At 63.6% G+C, this 19,153-nt stretch carries 15 protein-coding genes and 1 pseudogene; 7 read left to right on the top strand and 9 right to left on the bottom strand.

Annotation, left to right across the window (positions count from 1 at the left end; genetic code table 11):
• The first annotated feature begins 169 nt into the window (after positions 1-169).
• Positions 170-1,045 (top strand): sulfotransferase family protein, encoded by an 876-nt coding sequence (locus AU188_RS03210; RefSeq protein ID WP_502687580.1) that lies wholly within the window; start codon positions 170-172, stop codon positions 1,043-1,045.
• A gap of 32 nt (positions 1,046-1,077) precedes the next feature.
• On the opposite strand, the gene AU188_RS03215 is transcribed toward AU188_RS03210, so the two are convergent.
• The 4 genes and pseudogenes from AU188_RS03215 to AU188_RS26025 form a co-directional block, all read right to left on the bottom strand.
• On the bottom strand, positions 1,078-1,848 hold the full coding sequence (locus tag AU188_RS03215; protein WP_059162202.1) for a GAP family protein: 771 nt from the start codon (positions 1,846-1,848) through the stop codon (positions 1,078-1,080).
• Positions 1,849-1,931: 83 nt separating this feature from the next.
• Complete coding sequence (locus AU188_RS03220; protein WP_059162203.1) at positions 1,932-2,780, bottom strand: CbiQ family ECF transporter T component; 849 nt, start codon at positions 2,778-2,780, stop codon at positions 1,932-1,934.
• Positions 2,777-3,664 (bottom strand): ABC transporter ATP-binding protein, encoded by an 888-nt coding sequence (locus AU188_RS26020; RefSeq protein ID WP_502687581.1) that lies wholly within the window; start codon positions 3,662-3,664, stop codon positions 2,777-2,779. The genes AU188_RS03220 and AU188_RS26020 overlap by 4 nt, the downstream gene beginning before the upstream one ends.
• A 60-nt stretch (positions 3,665-3,724) precedes the next feature.
• Positions 3,725-4,045 (bottom strand): annotated as a pseudogene (locus AU188_RS26025) (ATP-binding cassette domain-containing protein); the annotation flags it as partial.
• Between the two features lie 944 nt (positions 4,046-4,989).
• Between AU188_RS26025 and AU188_RS03230 the strand changes: the two are divergent.
• Complete coding sequence (locus AU188_RS03230; protein WP_059162205.1) at positions 4,990-5,850, top strand: NAD-dependent epimerase/dehydratase family protein; 861 nt, start codon at positions 4,990-4,992, stop codon at positions 5,848-5,850.
• A 33-nt stretch (positions 5,851-5,883) separates the two neighbouring features.
• Positions 5,884-6,654, top strand: coding sequence for a cephalosporin hydroxylase family protein (locus AU188_RS03235; RefSeq protein WP_059162206.1), 771 nt, complete (start codon positions 5,884-5,886; stop codon positions 6,652-6,654).
• Between the two features lie 45 nt (positions 6,655-6,699).
• Here AU188_RS03235 and AU188_RS03240 read toward each other — a convergent pair whose 3' ends face one another.
• The 5 genes from AU188_RS03240 to AU188_RS03260 form a co-directional block, all read right to left on the bottom strand.
• Positions 6,700-7,251, bottom strand: coding sequence for a dTDP-4-dehydrorhamnose 3,5-epimerase family protein (locus AU188_RS03240; protein ID WP_059162207.1), 552 nt, complete (start codon positions 7,249-7,251; stop codon positions 6,700-6,702).
• Positions 7,248-8,336, bottom strand: a complete 1,089-nt coding sequence (gene rfbG, locus AU188_RS03245; RefSeq protein WP_286137260.1) for a CDP-glucose 4,6-dehydratase — start codon at positions 8,334-8,336, stop codon at positions 7,248-7,250. The genes AU188_RS03240 and rfbG overlap by 4 nt, the downstream gene beginning before the upstream one ends.
• Positions 8,324-9,097, bottom strand: a complete 774-nt coding sequence (rfbF, locus tag AU188_RS03250) for a glucose-1-phosphate cytidylyltransferase (protein WP_059162209.1) — start codon at positions 9,095-9,097, stop codon at positions 8,324-8,326. Before rfbF ends, rfbG begins: the two co-directional genes overlap by 13 nt.
• Positions 9,094-9,777 carry a hypothetical protein gene (locus AU188_RS03255; RefSeq protein WP_059162210.1) on the bottom strand — a complete coding sequence of 228 codons (684 nt, stop codon included), beginning with the start codon at positions 9,775-9,777 and terminating at the stop codon, positions 9,094-9,096. The genes rfbF and AU188_RS03255 overlap by 4 nt, the downstream gene beginning before the upstream one ends.
• Before the next feature lie 409 nt (positions 9,778-10,186).
• The gene (locus AU188_RS03260; protein WP_156426549.1) at positions 10,187-10,909 is read right to left on the bottom strand and encodes a class I SAM-dependent methyltransferase; all 723 of its coding nucleotides are present in this window, start codon (positions 10,907-10,909) and stop codon (positions 10,187-10,189) included.
• A 179-nt stretch (positions 10,910-11,088) separates the two neighbouring features.
• On the opposite strand from AU188_RS03260, the gene AU188_RS03265 reads away from it, so the two are divergent.
• From AU188_RS03265 to AU188_RS03280, 4 genes are all read left to right on the top strand, one after another.
• The gene (locus AU188_RS03265) at positions 11,089-12,432 is read left to right on the top strand and encodes a hypothetical protein (RefSeq protein WP_059162304.1); all 1,344 of its coding nucleotides are present in this window, start codon (positions 11,089-11,091) and stop codon (positions 12,430-12,432) included.
• A 90-nt stretch (positions 12,433-12,522) separates the two neighbouring features.
• Entirely contained in the window at positions 12,523-13,791 is a 1,269-nt protein-coding gene (locus tag AU188_RS03270) for a glycosyltransferase (RefSeq protein ID WP_059162212.1), read from the top strand.
• Between the two features lie 69 nt (positions 13,792-13,860).
• Positions 13,861-15,126, top strand: coding sequence for a glycosyltransferase (locus tag AU188_RS03275; RefSeq protein ID WP_059162213.1), 1,266 nt, complete (start codon positions 13,861-13,863; stop codon positions 15,124-15,126).
• 467 nt (positions 15,127-15,593) lie between these two features.
• Positions 15,594-19,153: non-ribosomal peptide synthetase (locus tag AU188_RS03280; RefSeq protein ID WP_156426550.1), on the top strand; the 3,560-nt coding region annotated here is incomplete at its 3' end.

The following is a 19,153-nucleotide window of genomic DNA, read 5'->3' on the forward strand; positions in this document are numbered from 1 at the left end:
ATGCCGTGATGATCGGCCCCTACACTGCGACGACGGGTGCGGCGCACGTGGTACCGAGCACAGAGTTTTGCCGGTGACCCCGGCGCAGCAGCCCGGGGGTGCTGCGGCTCGCCCGGTTGCTCTGTTCGTGCTGGGCGTGACCCGCTCCGGAACGTCGGCCCTCACGCGGATGCTCTCACTGTGCGGTGCTGCGCTTCCGCCCGGGCTGGCGGGCGCCAACTCGGCCAACCCGCTCGGCTATTGGGAGCCGCGCGCGTCTCATCGTCTCAACATCGAGATCCTGCGCCGCCACGGAAGCGAATGGTTCGACCCGACATTGCGTTTGCAGGAGGAAGGCGCATTCGACACCGACGAGAAGGCCGCCAGCATCGCCAAGATCAGCGCGTTTCTCACCACATTGCCGACCGCGCCGCTCGTTGTCATCAAGGACCTGCACATAACGGCACTGTCCGACATGTGGTTCGAGGCGGCGCGGCGGACCGGATTCGACGTCGCGGCCGTGATCACGGTGCGCCGCCCGCAGGAGGTTGCCGCGTCACTTGCGTCGTTCAACGGGGCCTCACCGGAGCTCGCGACCGCCCTGTGGCTCAAATCAAATCTGCTGGCCGAGCGGACCACACGCAACCTGCCGCGGATATTCGTCGAGTACCCCAACCTGCTCAACGATTGGCGCAAGGAAGTAAAGCGGATCTCCGCAGCGCTGCCGATCGATCTCAACACCGACAACGAGGCCGCAATCGACGAGTTCCTCAAACCCGATCTTCACCGCCAGCGCCAGAGCGGCCCGGTGACAGCGCCCTTCGGCACAGGCTGGATTTCGACGGTCTACGACGCACTGTGCGCGGCCGCGCGGGACGATTCCTGGGATGAGTCTGCGCTGGATCGCGTGTTCGAGGAGTACCGGGAGAACGAATACGGATTCCGGGTGGCGTTCAAGGATTTCGGCCGCCTCCACAAGTTCAACTGGCTTGTCCGGCCGTCCGTCGTGAGCTTCCTGTACGAGGCCCTCGCCATAGCTCACCGGCGCCGCGGGCCTTGGGCTTGAGATGGCACAGCATCGTGCTCATAGCCGCGAGCTCAGAAGATGCCGATGCCCTTGGCCACCGAAAAAAGCCCGACCAGCGTGAAGATGGCTACCAGGACATGCCGACGGTGAGCCAGCGCCCAGTCATGCAGCGGTTGCAGTACCGCTTGTGTTCTCGCCGGCGCGAACAGATAACTGAGCAGAGCGATCTCGACAACCGAAAACACCGCGACGACGAACACGACGACGGCGAAGACCTGCGTGCCGAGCGCGGCTCCCGAGCCCACGATGGTGGCACCTACGAACAGCACCAGAAGGGGTGGCGGCAACCCGAGGAGGCCGAACACGAACGCGACCCACAAGGATCCGTTGTCCCACGCATTTTGGAGGCGGCCGAGGAACCGCCGGATCGCCGATCCGTCGTCATCTGCCGCAGCCCCCAGCGGACCCAGCGGTGACGTTGCGGTGGGTGTGTTGCCGTCCGGCGTCGGCACGGATGCCCGCTCACGCGCGAAGGAGCGCACAGTGATCACCGCTGCGATCAGGAGCATGAGCATTCCCGTGCCGAGCTGAATGTGCCGGGCGGTGGCGCTCGCCGACGTGGCCGGCACGGTCATCTCGTGCGAAAAGGACGCAAACGCCGGTATCAGGTGCAGCACCATCAGCGGAATCAGCAGGCTACAGAGATACACGATCATGCCGCCGACCCAGTAGGCCAGCAGATTTCGCACGGGCCGCGGCCGGGAGATCATCAGGAGGATGACCGCGAGAAGCACCGGATTGATCGCCACCAGAAACGCCAACCCCAGCAGCGAACTCCACACGGCGGGGAACGCTACCTTGTTGAGCGTTCCACCTCAGACGAAGGGCGCACGAGGACACCGGTCAGGGGCCGAGCCGCGCTCTGCTAGTGGCTGATGTGGAGAATGGTCTCGACCGCGACCGCGCTACCGCCGGCCACAGCAGCAACCGCGAGGGTCACCCAGTCCGCTGGTTTCGGCCGCGCCGGCGCGGCAGAGAACTGCCCGGTGCCGCCGCGAGCGGTGATCGCGTCGCCCATTTCGTCGGCGCGTCGCATGGTCATGGCCAGGGCCGCAGCGATCAGGTCGATCACGTCGCGTGCCTGCTGTCGACGACGGACCTTACGATTTGGCTGCGGCTGCCTGGACCGTAACCGATGGGCTGCATAGAGGGTCTGAAACTCGTCGATCAGCATCGGGAAGGCGCGCAGCCCGAGCGCCAAGGCCACCGCCCATTCGCGCACGGGGATTCGCACATAGGTGAACGGGCGGGCCAATGTCGTTATTGCAGGGACGATTTCGGCGACATTGGTGGTCCAGGACACCATCGCCGCCAGCCCAATCAGACCGAACGCCAGCAGGGCGGCCCGCAGGGCGTACAACGCACCACCGACTGCGATGTCGACTCCACCCACCGAGATCACCGGACTCCCGCCGGCCAGCGTCGCAAACACAACGGCCACCGCGATCAGAATCCACAGCCGACGTGGCCGCGACGGCAGTGCGCCACGCGGAACGCGAGCGATCCGGGCCGCGGCCAGCACCAGAAGCCACACCACCCCGATCATCACCCAACCGGGATAAAACCAGAGCAGCACCGAAAACCAAAGGACAACAAGCAGTTTGGTGCCCGCCCACAACTCGTGGATCGGCGAGGTTCCGGGCACCGGAACCAGTAACAGACCCCGACGAGGAGAGCGCCTGGTCGGGCCGCGCCCAGAGGAGGTTGCCGTCACAGCCCACTCTCCGCCACAGACGGGGCCGTTTCCAGCACGCCATTGCGCAAATGCAGGGTCCGCGGGCAGATGTCCTCCAGCCCGACGGAGTCATGCGAAACGGCCACCACCGTCAGACCCTGCTCACGGCGCAGGCTGGCCAGCAGGTGCAGAAGGCCGCGTTGGCCGATCGTGTCCAGGCCTGCCAGCGGCTCGTCGAGAATCAACGCTCTCGGTGATCGCGCCAACAGCCCGGCAAGGACCACACGGCGCATTTGGCCCCCGCTGAGCTGGTCGATGCGCCGATCGGCGAACGCGGGCCCCAGCCCGACGGACTCCAGCGCCGCCGCCACGCGGTCTTCGTCGTGATGCGAAAAGCCTGCTGCGGACGCCACTTCCAGGCCGACGAAGCTGCGCATCAACTGGAGCCGGGCCGCTTGGAACGACAACGCCACCGCGCCGACATGCTCATAGGCGGGCTCGCCATCGATCAGGCAGGCGCCGGCGGTGGGAATCGTCAGCCCGGCCATGATCCACGCCAGCGTCGACTTACCCGAGCCGTTCCCACCGTGGATCAAGACCCCCTCTCCTTGCTCCACCACGAAGTTGACATCGCGCAGGGCGGTCTTGGCCCACGGTGTGCCACCGCCGTATTCGTGCCCGACATCGACGAGTTCCAGTACCGGTTTGTTCGAGCGGTTCTTGACCGCAATGGTCGGCACTGCGGTCGTCACGGCGGTCTCGGCCTCGTTGGTGTCATCCAGTGAATCGCTGAGGTTGACCGTCCGGTCGGCGCACGCGGCCGCATTGTCGTCGTGGGTGATGTGCACCAGAGCAGTCCGGTGCCGTGTGGTGAGACCCGAGAGCACACGCAGCAGCGCGTCGCGACCCGGTTGGTCAACCATGGCTGTGACCTCGTCGGCGATCAGGAGCGCCGGTTCCCGGGCCAGCGCCGCTGCCAACGCAAGGCGCTGCAGTTCCCCACCGGACAGGCTGCCGGTCTCGTGTTCGGCGAAACCCTCGAGGCCGACCTCCCTGAGCAACCGGACGACATCGACATCGGTACCCGGCGGTAGTCCCCAGACCACATCGTCGACGACCCTTGTGCCCAGGACTTGGCTTTTCGCGTGCTGCAAAACCAGCGCGGTGCCGCCCATCTGGCCGAGACCCACCGCGCCGGGCCGGTCCACCGAACCCGACGTCGGTTCTCGGCCGGCCAGGATCTGCATCAACGTGGTCTTGCCGGAACCGTTCGCGCCGGTGATGGCGACGTGTTCGCCGGGCCGCACGTCCAGGCTGACGTCGCAGAGCGCGTCTTTCGCGGCGCCCGGGTAGCGGAACCGCACCTTGTCCAACCGCACCGGCACCGGCGCGATCGGAACATCCTCGGATGCGGGCGTGCTGAGATCCGCAGCGTCCAGTTCGTAGCCCCTGGGGATGATGTCGCGTAGCCGGTCCAACAGCCTCGACAGCACCGACCAAGCGATGAAACACGCGATTGCAGACCCGAGGACGAGATAGCCGAAGAGCAGCAACGGCCAGTGGTGCAGCCCCTCGGCCAGGTACCGCTGCATAGCGGCGCCGAGCCCCTGCAGGTGCACCCACGACAGGAATGCCGCGATGCCGTCCACGGTCGCGGTGATCACCACGAACATCAGCTGCCGCAATTGCGTCGACACCGCAAAGACGCCGACCCAGAAAGCGGCGTTGATCACCCCGATGAACAAAGACAGGACAAGCAGCGTTGGTGTGCCCCGCCTCTTGCGTTTGACGAATCCGGCCAACCCGCCGACGCTGGCGCAGTTCAGAATCGCAAAAAAGCCGCCCAGCCCGGTGATCAAGAAGGTGATCACGCCACCAGCAACCGTTGCGGCGACCACCGTCCGGAGGCGGAAGCGGTAGGCCAGCAGCGCCGGTAGCGCGATGCCCAGCACGCCCAAGGACTTAGCGAACGGGATCACCACGGCTATGATCACGATGACCGCAGAGAGTCCACCCATGACCGCCGCATGCGCCAACTCGTGTGGTCGAAGCGGTCCACCCTCATGGCTCCGACGATCACGGGCGGTCACTTCGGCGATTGTGCCAGGGTAGCCGCCCGAGTATTCACGAGACCCGTTCTGCGCCTGTCTTCGGTGAGGTGTGCGTGATCGGTCTCGCACGGCAAAGCGGAGGCAACACGCGCGTTCGTCGAGCAGAATCCGACCCGGACGACGGAAGCTGAGGCCCTATGACGGTTACCTTGACCGGAGCGACGGGATTTGTCGGAAGGCGGATCCTGCGCGATCTTGTCGAGCGGGGCTGCTCGGTGCGGGTGCTGGTGCGCGATCCGTCTCGTCTCCCTGATGTCCCGGCGCGTGGACAGTTGGAGGTCATGCAGACGTCCGATTTGTTCGCAGAAACAACCGGCCGATTGGAAGAATTGCTCGAGGGGTCGGAAACCTTGGTGCATGCGGCTTGGCATGGGGAGCCAGATCATTACACGTCGCCGCGCAACCTTGCCTGCCTTACCGGCACGCTAGAACTGGCGTCCGCGTTCGCCGCAGTCGCGGGCAAGCGATTCGTTGGTGTCGGAACGTTCGCGGAGTACGACCCTTCCGCAGACCTGATGGCGACCGATACCCCATTGGCGCCGAATACTCTGTACGGCGCATGCAAGGCGTCAGCCTTCCACGTGCTGCGGTGTTTTCTTGGCACCACGGGCGTCAGCTTCGCCTGGTGTCGGATCTTCAACGTGTATGGAGGAGGTTTGGATGCAGATGAGCGGGGCCTGGTTTCATACATTCGCAGGCAATTGGGGGCGGGGGAGGAAGTGCTCCTCACGCGCGGCGATCAGGAACGTGATTACCTCGATGTGAAGGACGCCGCCGGGATGATCGCCGATGTTGCGCTGGGGCAGCAGGAGGGTGCGGTGAACATCTGCTCTGGCGAAGCGGTGACCGTTAGACAACTCGCCGAACGTATCGCCGACGAGTACGGTCGGCGCGACCTATTACGTTTTGGGGCACGGCCGGAGAACATCTTTGACCCACCGCGGGCCATCGGCGTACGGAATGCGGTCGCGATGGGTCCGGAGGAGAGTGCGACGTGACGAGAGACCAATCCAGTTCGATCGGAGTCGGCCGTGACTGATTTCGAAGATGAAGTCGTAGACCGGATCGACGCCATGTCACGCAACGACCGCCTGCAAGCGCAGGCGGCCGAATTCATCCATACCTCGGCGCTTTCCAAGTATTCGTACAACTTTTTCTGGATGTCGCGGCCGATCATCCAGTATCCCCAGGACGTTTTCGCCATGCAGGAGTTGATCTGGCGCGTCCGTCCGGACCTGATCATCGAGACGGGCATCGCCCACGGCGGATCGATCATCTTCAGCGCGTCCATGCTGGCGCTGCTGGACATGGCTGACGCCATAAACTCCGGTGTCACGCTCGATCCGACCAAGTCAAATCGCAAAGTGCTGGGCATCGATATCGACATCCGGGCGCACAACCGTGCAGCCATCGACGCGCACCCCATGGCCTCCCGCATCCAGATGATCGAGGGCTCGAGCATCGCGCCCGAGGTGGTGGCGCAGGTGCGCGAGATAGCCGCCGGCCACCAGCACGTCCTGGTGTGTCTGGACAGCAACCACACCCATGAGCACGTGCTGGCCGAACTCGAGGCCTATGCCCCGCTGACCTCCGTGGGCAGCTACTGCGTGGCCTTCGACACCTACGTTGATGACTTGCCCGCCAACACCTTTCCCGACCGCCCATGGGGCCCCGGCGACAACCCCAAGACCGCCGTGCGGGAATTCCTCAAGACCCACCCGGAGTTCGAGATCGACAAGAGCATTCAGCACAAGCTGGCGATAACCGTGGCGCCGGACGGGTATTTGAGACGGGTGGCCTGAGATCGATGAGGCTGTGGTCCAAGGGCACACCGCAATGTCGGCACTTCATAACGCAATTGCGGTGAAATCGGCGCTCAGCAGTGGATGGGCCAGGTCACGAGGTGACAGATCCTGCGGCGGCAGTGGCCAGGTGATGGCGAGTCGTGGGTCGTCGTGACGAAGGCCGCCTTCGGAAGGCGGGTGGTAGAAAGCGGTGTGCAGGTACAGCAGTTCGCTCGCGGGCTCCAAGGCCTGAAAGCCGTGGGCGAAACCTTCTGGGATCACCAGCATTTTCGCGTCATCCTGCGCCAATTCCTCGGCGTGCCACTGCAAGAACGTGGGCGAACCGGAGCGCAGATCCACCGCGACATCCCAGACTCGGCCGCGCAGGCACCGGACCATCTTCATTTCCGCGTGTGGTGGCCTTTGGAAGTGCAGGCCGCGCACGGCGCCGGCATCGCTGGTTGTGGAGTGGTTGATCTGCGCGATCTGGCGGTCGCCCAGCAAGGGCTGAAGTTCCTCGGCGCAGAACAGGCGGACGAAGGTGCCGCGACTGTCCCGGTGACACAACGACTGGACGATCTTCAGATCGGCCAGCGGGGTGTCGACGATCTTCATACTCTCGCCCAGTTCAGGCCTGCGTTGGCGGCATCGGCGACATAGGCGGCCAGTTCGTCGGCGCTCGACACTTCACCGCCTTCCAGCAATCGGTGATACCAGTCGGCCGTGCGGTGGATCGCCGTCTCGATATTCCAGACGGGACGCCATCCCAGGTGCATCTTCGCCTTGGCGCTGTCGAGTTGGAGCAAGCCCGCCTCGTGTGGTTGGGGATCGGATGAGACCTGCCACCGCAGCTGTGGCCACGTGCAAGCAAGGTCTCGGAGCACCAGCTCGACCGTACGGTTTCCGTCCCCATCGGGGCCGAAGTTCCAAGCATCGGCACAAGTGGTGTCGCCGGCCAGCAGCCGCTCACCCAGTAGTAGATAGCCGCTGAGGCAATCCAGCACGTGTTGCCAGGGGCGCGTGGCGTGCGGCGACCGGATGACCAGTGGTTCGTTGGCGAGTAGCGAACGTACCAGGTCGGGAATCAGCCGGTCCTCAGACCAGTCGCCGCCGCCGATCACGTTGCCGCCTCGAGCGGTTGCGACCAGCGGCGCCGACGGGCGTTGCGACAGCGCGGTTCGGTAGCTCGCGGCCACCAACTCGGCGCCGGCCTTCGACGCGCTGTAGGGGTCGTGGCCTCCGAGCCGGTCTTGTTCTCGGTAGGCCCAAGGCCATTCGCGATTCTCATAGCACTTGTCGGTCGTGACAACCACCACGGCACGCACATCTGGCGTGTGCTGGGCGGCCTCGAGCACATGCACCGTGCCCATCACATTGGTGGCCCAAGTGGTGACTGGCTCGCGGTAGGAACGACGGACCAGCGGCTGGGCAGCCAAGTGGAAAACGATCTCCGGCCGCTCCGCGACGAGAACCCTACGGACTGCCACTTCGTCGCGAATGTCGATGCGATGATCGTCGATGGACAGCTTCAACAGATCCCAATGGCTGGGCTCCGACGGTGGGTCCAAAGCCAGGCCGGTGACGTGAGCGCCGAGCGCGTGCAGCCACAGACACAACCAACTGCCCTTGAAGCCCGTATGGCCAGTGACCAGGACCCGGCGTTCGCGATAAGCGGTTCCGAAAGCGTTCAACGCCAGCATTTCCAGGGCGCTTCGCTGCTACTCCACAGATCTTCGAGCAGGTTCTTGTCTCGAAGCGTGTCCATCGGCTGCCAGAAGCCGGAATGCACGAAGGCCATCACTTCGCCGTCGGCGGCCAGGCGGGCCAAAGGCGGCCCCTCCCAAGAGGTCTGGTCGCCGTCAATGTAATCGAGCACCGCGGGCGACAGGACGAAAAATCCGCCGTTGATGAGGCCGCCATCGCCACGTGGCTTCTCGACAAAGCGCGCGACCCGGTCGCCCTCGCACTCGACAGCCCCGTAGCGCCCCGGCGGAAGCACCGCCGTGACCGTGGCGTGGCGGCCGTGCTGACGATGGAAGTCGATGCTCGCGCCGATGTTCACGTCGCTGAGCCCGTCACCGTAGGTAAAGCAGAAAGCCTCGTCGTCCTGGATGTAGGAGGCCACGCGCTTGAGGCGTCCCCCGGTCAGCGTGTCGTCACCGGTATCCACCAGCGTCACCCGCCAGGGTTCCGCGTCGTGCCGATGCACTTCCATCTTGTTGAGGGACATATCAAAAGTCACGTCCGACATGTGCAGGAAATAGTTCGCGAAATATTCCTTGATGACGTAACCTTTATAGCCACAGCAAACGATGAAATCATGAATACCGTGGTGAGAGTAGAGTTTCATGATATGCCACAGGATCGGCCGCCCGCCGATCTCCACCATCGGTTTGGGGCGGATGGCGGTTTCTTCGCTGAGGCGAGTCCCCATACCGCCGGCCAGTATTACTGCTTTCACCGGGCTTGCCCATGATCATGCGAATCCAACCCGTTCTTCGGCCGCTCTGTTAATCCGGCGGAGTACCTCGAGTCGCCCTCTACTATCACAGTCATATGCCCAAAGATTTCTGCCGGAATGTTGTTCGAATACTTTTCGACAAGGTGGCGAATCAGAATGAAAGATCCCAGTCTCTCCGAGAGAAATCCGACCGCCCTTATCTGGAAAGCGTTGTATTTTTTCACCCGACTGCCGTATCGATTCAGAAATTCCCTACCCAGAAGTTCGATACTCGACAACGCTTGCACTAACCACGCCTTGGGATAGATGCCGAGTTCAATGCCGCCGGGAATGAAATGTTTTGCCGCCAAGAATTCCGACGCGGACTCGGAATCGAGTAGGTCCATCTCGACCGCGAGGGACGTGTAATCGAGAATATCGCGCCGGTGATGAACGGCTTTGTAGTGACCGAATATCGATTTCTTGACGTGTAGCGGCTGCGCGATCAGGAATTCAAGTTCAGGCCTGGGAATGAATACCGATAGCTCGGCTGTCTTGCCAAAATTCTCGAGGTGCAACTCCCTGAGAGTCGGGTATTTGTAGGCCTCTGTTCCCTCTGGGGAAGGCAGGATCCTCTTCCTGTAATTGGAGATTTCAATGAACTCAGCGTCGCCAGAGAACCTCTCGACCGCGATCGGCACGACGTATGTTCCTGCGGCGCCATATGCAATCGGTCTAGCCTCGTGCCAAAACCGATCAAGTTGGCTTACGTGAAATACAGAGTCAGGTTGAAAATCCCCGAGTGCGATGCAATGGTCATACCAGCTCTCGGGCAGTAATGGCCTCTTATGGCTGATGCAGTACCTGTCGATCATGGGCGTGAATCAGGCCCTGCGGATTGGCTCCCGGCGATTTCGGACCCGCTACTTTCGACGATGCGCGCGCGGTATTCCAGCAATTCTCGGTCCGCGATACTACAAGAGTCGACGGCTGCCACTTTGCGATATCTTTCCGCGTCTAGGGTACTTTTGGGCACCGCAGTATACCAAAGGCAATTCTTGACCATGCGGGCAACGCTTGGTTGGGTCGACGGGAACATAATGATTCACCTCAGGGCCGACAGGTGCGCTGCGGCAGATTTACGGTGGCACGGCGCGCAACGACAAGGTGACCAGCTTTGAAGTTGGCTATGTCCGCGGCGACTTGATAGTGGCCGCGGACGGCGTCGATCAACGCATGGACGAGATCGGTGAACGAAAAGCTGTTGTACAACGTCCAAAAGTCGAAATAAACGTCTTCCGAAATGTAAACGCCCCTGTCGCTCAACGCATTTTCGAACAGGTTGTGGAAGGAGTCCACCATTCGGGAGCTCGTTTGACTGCCGGCATCGATAATGACGTCGAACGGGCCGAATTCTGCAGCCACTTCTCTCAGCAGAGAAACCTTCTGCCCATCGCCGATCCGAACGTGTGCGCTTGCTGAATCGACGATTTTCACCAGTTTTGAATCAACGTCAACTCCGACGATGAGCGACTCGGGGTGAAGGTATTCCTGCCACCTCTGCAGCGAGTCGACATAGAAGTTGCCGATCTCCAACATCCGGATCGGCCTGGTTCGGATGTCCGTACCCCCGCAGATCGGCAGGTAGTGCCGCAACTTGTGAACTCTCGGAGTGCGGTCGGTTACCTCCGTCGTCTCACCGTGAAGCTCGGTGTCCAAGGTCGACCACGTGATCTCTGAAGCAAGATCGCGCCCCAGCGCCCTCAACATTCTGCGTACGCCCCCGTAACGATTGCGCCGAGCGATGGGGGAGAACTTCAGAATGACTTTCACAATGAGCAGCCTGTCATTCGCGGTGTCCGGATGCCGGTGGTCTGGCGTAGCGCAGCACGCTGCGATGGAGTCTAGGGCGCGGCGTTCTCGTCATCGAAATTCCCTCTGATGCGCGGTTGACTTACGAGAGGGCGGTGGAGTATCGCGTCGAAGTAGGTCGGCGCAAGTACGGTACGACGATGGACAACGTACTCGATCCGCTCGACCAGTTCACGTTTGACGCTGAGCGAGCGACAAGAGTCGCCTCGATCCCGCATCCATTCTGGGTGTACAACCGCCCGGTCGACATCGAGGGTCTGCGAAAGTTCCAGCACCATCTTCAGCAGGGATTGTTGGCGCGCCGCATCCAACCGTCACCGCTGCCGTTCGGACGCCACCGCTGGGTATCAGCCGAGGGTCCCTCAGACATCGAGATTGTCGCGACGCCTCGCCCGCGTGAAGAACTCGACGCCTGGTTCGAGGAGCAGGCCACCACTGGAATCGATCCCGAGCATGGACCCGGATGGCATCTTGCGGTGCTGCCCTTCACCGACGGCGGGGCGGCGGTGAGTATGGTCATCTCGCACTGCATCACCGACGGAATCGGGCTTTTCACGGCGATTGCGGATGCGGCGGAAGGCCGCGATGCCCCGATCAGCTGGCCTGCTGCTGGATCCCGCCGGCGGTGGCAGGCCCTGCGCGAGGACGTCCGTCAAACCGTGCGCGACATTCCCGCTCTCGGCCGCGGCGCCGCGGCCGCGGTACGGCTGGCCCGGCGAGCCCGCCGCGAGGCTGCCGGAGCCGCGTCGGCCAGCAGACCACTTCGGCTGCGCACTGGGGCCGACGAACCGCTCACGCCCTCAGTGGCAACGATTTTCGTCGATGCCGGCGAGTGGGACGCTCGCGCCCGCGCACTGGGCGGAACCAGCAGTGTGCTGCTTGCGGGATTGGCGGCCCATCTGGCCCAGCGAATGGGACGGGTCACCGCGGACGGATCGGCCCTCATGAAGGTGCTCGTCAATGAGCGCGTCGCCGGTGACACGCGCGCCAACGCGATCAGCAGCCTCACGGTCACCGTCGACCCCGCTTCTGCGACGACCGACCTGCGCGAGATCCGGGCCGCAGTCAAACGAGCGATGGCCAGCCACCAGGAGATGCGCGACGACGAGCGGGCGGTGATGTCCTTCGTTCCGCTGCTGGGTCTGTTGCCCAAGCGACTCGTCAGGCTCTTCGACAACACCGTCGTCTCATCCAGCCTGGGTCCGGTCGAACCGGCCGTCATCCGGCCAGACGGCACGGACGCCGACCTGTTCGGCGCGAGGGTTTCCTATCCGACCGTGACCAAAGCGTCGATGGACAGCATGGGCGGAGTGCTGTACGTGTTGTCGGCCACTGCGCAGGGGCGGGTCTCTGTCACGGTCACCGCTTATCAGCCGGGCTATACCAACTCGAATGAAGCCTTGCGGCAAGACCTTTCGGCCGCCCTGAATGACTTCTCGCTCACCGGCACGTATATCGGAGCGGTGCCGAACAAGTATCAGTGACGAACCTGGCCTTGTCGTCAATCCCAGTGACGTATCGTGCGAAGACTCGGGCGAGAAAACGCGCGGAATAGTGAAAGGCCAAGACCTGCGATGAAGTTCGTGCTGGCGTGCTATGGAACTCGCGGTGATGTCGAGCCCTGCGCCGCCGTTGGCCGTGAGCTGCTGCGCAGAGGGCACGATGTGCGCACGGCAGTAGCGCCTGATCTCGTTGGCTTCGCCGAATCGGTCGGGCTCCCGGCGGTCGCTTATGGACCGGACGCGCGGGAGTGGCAGGACCTGCACCGCGACGTGGTGACGCATATGTTCCGCAAGTTCTGGAAGGTTCCGGAGCTGCTCAGGTTGGTCCGCCGAGATCGAGCGCTGTTCGACCAGTGCTGGCAAGACGCCCGCACGACGCTGATGTCGCTGGCGGACGGTGCCGACCTGCTGCTCACGGTGGTGATCGGCGAGCAGGTCGGCGCCAACATCGCTGAGTACTACGACATTCCGTTGGCCACGCTGCACACCTTCCCGATGCGGGCCAACGGCCAGCTCGTTCCGGTCCTGCCGGGGCCACTGGCGCGCTCGGCGATGACGGTGTCCGAGTGGCTGGGTTGGCCTGCCATGAAAAAGCTCGAGGATGCACAGCGCCGCGAACTGGGATTGCCGAAGGCGATGGGGCCCGCGTCGCGACGGATCGCCGAGCGCGGATCGCTGGAAATCCAGGCCTACGACGAGGCGTGTTTTCCCGGGCTCGCGGCCGAATGGGCGAAATTCGGCGGCCAACGTCCCTTCGTCGGCGCGTTGACCACGGAGTTGGCGACGGATGCAGACGAGGAGGTCGCCTCGTGGATTGCCGCGGGAACACCGCCGATTCTGTTCGGCTTCGGCAGCACGCTGGTCAAGTCTCCCGCCGAGACGGTTGCCATGATCAGCGAGGCGTGTGCGGAGTTGGGCGAACGGGCCCTGATCTGCTCCGGCGACACCGACTTCAGCCAGGTGTCACATTCGGACCATGTCAAGGTCGTCGGCGTGATCTCATACGCCGCCACCTTTCCCGCCTGCCGCGCTGTAGTGCACCACGGTGGCGCGGGGACCACGGCCGTCGGACTCCGCAGTGCAGTCCCCACGTTGGTCCTTTCTACGTGGGGCGATCAGACGGTCTGGGGGTCTCGGATCAAGCAACTCAAAGTGGGTACCGCACGGCGCTTTTCGGCCACCACGCGGGAATCGCTCGTCGCAGACCTGCGCACGATCCTCGCCCCGGAATGTGTCGCGCGGGCCCGCGAACTCGCGACTCGGATGAGCAAACCCGCCGAAAGCGTCACGGCCGCCGCTGATCTGATGGAGAACTTCGCTCGCACGCGACGTATCGGCTGATCGGGAGCGGCGATCGGTTAAACTTCGGCCGCTGAACGGGGGGCCGAAGCTGAGAGGCGAGGATCCGCGATGAAGTTCGCGTTGGCGTCCTATGGAAGTCGTGGCGATGTCGAGCCTTGCGTCGCCATCGGCCGAGAGTTGCAGCGTCGGGGCCATGACGTGCGGGTGGCCGCCCCGCCTGATCTGGTGGGCTTCGTCGAATCGGTCGGGCTGGCGGCGGTCCCGTACGGACCGGATGTGCAGGCCATTCTGGGAGCGCACCGCGAATTTTGGACGTACTTCTTCCGCAACTTCTGGAAAGTCCGGCAGCTGATCCAGATGCGGCGCGAAATCGCGAATCCCGTTATCCAGCGCTGGGACGAGATCGGCGCCACGCTGACAGCACTGGCGGACTGGGCCGACGTGTTGGTCACCGGCGTGAACTTCGAGCAACCCGCCGCCAATGTCGCGGAGCGCTACGGCATTCCGCTGGCCACCGTGCATCTCTTTCCGATGCGGGCCAGCAGCCACTTCCTGTCGTTCCTGCCGGCGACGTTGGGCCGCTCAACGATGAAGGTCTACGAGTGGCTGGGATGGCGCGCGGCCAAGAAGCTCGACGACACACAGCGCCGCGAACTGGGCCTGCCCAAGGCCACCGGCCCTTTGCCGCAGCGGATCACCGAACACGGATGGCTTGAAATCCAGGCCTACGACGAGGCGTGCTTTCGCGGGCTGGCCGCCGAATGGGCCGAGTTCGATGGTCAGCGGCCTTTTGTCGGTGCGCTGGTGATGGACTTGCCGGGCGGCGCGGACGAGGAGGTGGCGTCGTGGATTTCGGCGGGATCGCCGCCCATTTTCTTCGGCTTTGGCAGCGTGGGCGTGGAGTCTCCGGCCGACACGCTCGAGATGATCAGCTCGGTCTGCGCACAGCTGGGCGAGCGGGCGTTGGTGTGCTCCGCCGGCTCCGACTTCGCCGACGTCTCCCCGCCTGAGCACGTCAAGGTGGTGGAGACGATGAATTACGCGGCCGCTTTTCCGGCCTGCCGCGCCTTGGTGCACCACGGTGGAACCGGGACCACGGCGATCGGCCTGCGCGCGGGAGTCCCGACACTGATCCTTTCGACCGACATCGACCAGACGCTCTGGGGCTCTCGGGTGAAACGACTGAAGGTGGGCACCGCCCGCCGCTTGTCGCGCACTACGCGCGAGTCACTGGTGGTGGATCTGCGCACCATCCTCGCCCCGGAATACGCCACGCGCGCCCGCGAAATCGCCACCCAGATGACCAAATCGGCCGAAAGCGTCGCGGCCGCCGCCAATCTTCTCGAGAAGCTCGCCGGCCTCGGTTCGCGATGACCAATGACGGCCCTCGCCATAGTGCTTAGTCCTGGTCGCTCAGCGAAACGCCATAAAGCCGAAGCGTTTTGTTGTAGGTCGCGTGCGACGATGCGACCCTCGAAACCACACGGCGCAGCACATCGTGACAGAGCCTGCCACATTAAATGGCAGATGCTGCCACATAAATATGGCAGAACCTGTCAGATAATTCTGGCAGATCCTGTCAGAATTAATCGTAATTGACTTTCGCGAAAGCGCGCATAGGCTTGTCCGGACTTTAGTAACGTCCCTTACATACGTCGACTAATTGCTGTGGCGAACGCTGGGCAAGGACTAGGCCCGGCAGTCGCCATCTTTTAGTCGTGGCTTTACGACGAGGAGCAGTACAGCTTGAGACCGACCTTCGCCAAAACGCACCGCACGAGGCGTTCGAGCTATCACCGAGGAGTTTGCACGAGAGGCCGGCACCGGGGCCTGACTGACAAGTGAACCGTGCGCTCGGGGGCAATCGGACAGAGGGGGATAACCGGGCACTACCGCTGACGCGCGCCCAGCTGCAGATATGGCTTGCGGAGGAAACAGGTCGGTTCGGCGCGAAGTGGCAGCTAGGCGCACTTGTCCGAATCGCGGGCCCACTCGACGTTGGATTGTGGAAGTCGGCGCTCGGCCAAGCGGTGCGCGAGGCCGAACCATTGCGCGTTTCCATCTTCCCGGCGAATGGCCAGGTTTTTCAGAAGGTCGTTGACTATCCCGATGTTGAGCTGGCCCGTTACGATCTCCTGGGCTCGCCGGATCCCGCCGGTGAAGCGAATCGGCTTGCATCGTCGATCCAGCGCACGCCGATGCAATTCAGCGGCCCGCTGTTCAAATTTGCGTTGCTGCAGACGCAGGCAGACGAATACTATTTCTTTGCGTGCTGCCACCATATTGTGGTTGACGGAATAGGCCTGGGCCTTTTCTGTCACCGAATCGCCGAAATCTACAATGCGCTTGCCTCCGGCACGCCGATTTCCCCTGCTTTCTTCGGCTCGTTGCGTGACCTGATTGAGTGCGAGTCGGCATATGAGGCATCCGCCGATTTCGAAAATGATCATGCCTATTGGGTCGAAAACCTACCGCCCGAAAGCGAACTGCGCGATCGGTTGACACCCGCCGCCTCGGGTGGGCGTGATTCAGACGAGTGTTCTGAGCCAGTTCAATTGGACCCACTCGTGGTGACCAAGATCCAGGAATTGTCTCAGGCTTTGGGCGTGCGTCGCTCGTCGGTGATTACCGCGGCGTGTGCATTGCTGGTCCGTGAGTGCGACGTCGAGGGTACGGATGTCGTGCTCGATTTTCCGGTGAGCAGGCGTGTGCGTCCGGAGGTACAACTGGTGCCCGGAATGATTTCCGGGGTAGTCCCGCTGGTGTTCAAGACTTCGCCGGAAACTTCGGTTGCTGGCTTTTGTGAACATGCCGACGCGCAATTACGGGCAGCGCTACAACATCAGCGTTTTCCTGTGCAGGCTATCGAGAACACGGCGCGATACCGGACACCGAACCGGGTGGTGGTCAATTTCATCCCGCCTGCATATGTGGCGGATCTCGCGGGTTCTCCGGCATCGGCGACCCTGACCAATTCGGGGCTCGTGGATCAGTTCGGGCTGCTCTTCACGAGGATCGACGATCAGCTGTTTCTCAGCACGGCGGGTGCTGGACCACTCTCTGCGAATGGTGATGTCCATGATTTGGCGCGCCGGTTAGAGCGAGTGTTGATGGCGATGACCGCCGATCCGACGCGGTCGTTGTCGTCGCTGGACGTGCTGGACGCCGGCGAACGCGCCCAATTGGACGGGTGGGGCAACCGGGCGGTGTTGACCGCCGACCCGACCACGCCGGTTTCGATTCCCGAGTCGTTCGCCGCCCAGGTAGCCCGCACGCCGGAGGCCCTCGCGGTCAGTTTCGGGGATCGTTCGTGGACCTACCGCGAGCTCGACGAGTCCGCCAATCGATTGGCGCACCTGCTGGCCGCGCGGGGTGCCGGCCCGGGTGAGTGTGTGGCACTGCTGTTCTCCCGGTCGGCTGAGGCGATCGTGGCGATGTTGGCGGTGCTGAAGACGGGGGCGGCGTATGTGCCGATCGACCCGGCGCTGCCAGCGGTGCGGATCGGGTTGATGGTTGCCGATGCCGCACCGATCGCCGCGGTCACCACGACCGGGTGGGCCGACCAGCTCGACGGGTCCGGTCTGCTGGTCATCGAAGTTGACGACCCCGCTGTTGACACCCAGCCCAGCGTCGCATTGCCGATGCCGACCGCCGACGACGTCGCTTACCTCATCTTCACCTCGGGCACCACCGGGGTGCCCAAGGGAGTCGCGGTCACCCACCGCAACGTGACCCAGTTGTTCGACTCGTTGGACGCCAACCTGACATCGGGCCCCGGAACGGTGTGGTCGCAATGGCATTCCTTGTCCTTCGACGTCTCGGTGTGGGAGATCTTCGGGGCGTTGTTGCACGGTGGGCGGCTGGTGGTCGTGCCCGAAGAGGTGGTCGGCTCGCCGGATGACCTGCATGCGTTGCTGGTTGCCGAGGGCGTCAGCGTCCTGAGCCAGACGCCTTCCGCGGTGGGCATGCTCTCGCCGCAGGGTTTGGAGTCGACGGCCTTGGTGGTGGCCGGTGAGGCATGCCCGGCCGAGGTGGTCGATCGCTGGGCGTTACCCGGGCGCGTGCTGATCAACGCCTACGGCCCGACCGAGGCGACGGTGTATGCGGCGATGAGTGCGCCGTTGAGCGCCGGATCGGGGGCGCCGATCGGTTCGCCGGTGCCGGGAGCGGCGTTGTTTGTGCTCGATGGCTGGTTGCGGCCGGTGCCCGCGGGTTCGGTCGGCGAGTTGTACGTGGCCGGCCATGGCGTGGCATCTGGGTATGTGCATCGCAGCGGTTTGACGGCATCGCGGTTCGTGGCTTGCCCATTCGGGGAAGCCGGCGCCCGGATGTATCGCACCGGCGACTTGGTGTGTTGGGGCGCCGACGGTCAGTTGCAGTACCTCGGGCGCGCCGACGAGCAGGTCAAGATCCGCGGGTATCGCATCGAGTTGGGTGAGGTGCAGGCGGCGCTTGCCGCGGTGGACGGGGTGGAGCAGGCAGTGGTGCTTGCCCGCGAGGACCGTCCCGGTGACAAGCGTCTGGTGGGGTATGTGACGGGAGCCGTCGACCCGTCCGGGGTGCGGAGCGCGCTGTCCGAGCGGCTACCGGCCTACATGGTGCCGGCCGCGGTGATCGCCTTGGATGCCCTGCCGTTGACGGTCAACGGCAAACTCGATCGCCGGGCATTGCCGGCTCCGGAGTACCACGGTGTCGACCGTTACCGCGCCCCGGCCAACCACGTCGAGGAGATGCTGGCCGACATCTTTGCCCGGGTGCTGGGCGTCGAGCGTGTCGGTGTGGATGACTCGTTCTTCGAGTTCGGTGGGGATTCGCTGTTGGCGATGCGAGTGGTCGCCGCCATCAACACCAGCCTGGACGCCGAATTCTCGGTACGCGCGGTCTTCGAGACGCCCACGGTCGCCGAGTTTGCGTCACGCATCGGTCGGGATGCCGGTGCGCTCGAGCCGTTGGTGACCGGCGACGGGCCTGCGGTGGTGCCGTTGTCGTTTGCGCAGAGTCGGTTGTGGTTTGTCGATCAGTTTGATGGTGGCCAGCATCAGCGGTCGGTTTACAACATGGCGGTTGGGTTGCGGTTGTGTGGGCGTGTTGATGTTGGGGCGTTGGGTGCGGCGTTGGGCGATGTGGTGGGTCGTCATGAGAGTTTGCGCACGGTGTTCCCGGCTGTTGATGGGGTTCCGCGGCAGGTGGTGGTGCCGGTTGAGCGGGTGGGGTTGGGGTTTGAGGTTGTTGATGCTGCGGGTTGGCCGGCGGGGCGGTTGACGCAGGCGGTGGACGCGGCGGCGGGTCATCGGTTTGATTTGGCTGCTGAGATCCCGTTGCGGGCTTGGCTTTTCGCGGTGGCTGCCGATGAGTATGTGTTGGTGGTTGTGGTGCACCATATCGCCGCTGATGGTTGGTC

The organism is Mycobacterium sp. IS-3022 (genome assembly GCF_001500065.1).
In the GTDB taxonomy this organism is placed as follows: domain Bacteria; phylum Actinomycetota; class Actinomycetes; order Mycobacteriales; family Mycobacteriaceae; genus Mycobacterium.